The sequence below is a fragment of the Pedobacter sp. N36a genome (assembly GCF_014472395.1).
GTDB lineage: Bacteria > Bacteroidota > Bacteroidia > Sphingobacteriales > Sphingobacteriaceae > Pedobacter.
The window spans coordinates 1-411 of sequence record NZ_JACSZW010000053.1; the positions used below are offsets into that span (position 1 = coordinate 1).

Below are 411 nucleotides of genomic sequence, written 5' to 3' on the forward strand. Positions count from 1 at the left end.
GTTCCGGACTTCGCTGCTTTGCTCGGACGCCCAGGCACCCAGGCGCGAGCCCAGCGGGCGCGAATGGTAGTAAGCATCGCTTTCAGCATCGCTCACCCTTTCTACGATGCCTTGAATGCGCACCTGGCGCTCCAGCTCGATCCAGTGAAAAAGCAGCGCAGCACGTGGGTTGGCGGCCAATTCTTCGCCCTTGTGGCTGGCGTAGTTGGTAAAGAAGGTGAAGCCGCGTTCGTCCAGATTCTTGAGCAGCACGATACGCGCCGAGGGTTGGCCATGCGCATCGACGGTGGCGAGAGTCATGGCGTTGACTTCGGGCACCTCGGCCGTCAGGGCTTCGCCAAACCAGCGGCGGAATTGGCGCAGCGGGTTGGCATCCACGTCGGTAATGTCGAGTGAGGCGCGGGCGTACTC

At 62.3% G+C, this 411-nt stretch carries 1 protein-coding gene; it reads right to left on the minus strand.

The window, feature by feature from the left end; genetic code table 11:
• Positions 1-411, minus strand: a 411-nt coding sequence (gene pdxH, locus H9X96_RS22470; protein ID WP_187668432.1) for a pyridoxamine 5'-phosphate oxidase, incomplete at both ends; no start/stop codon positions are given.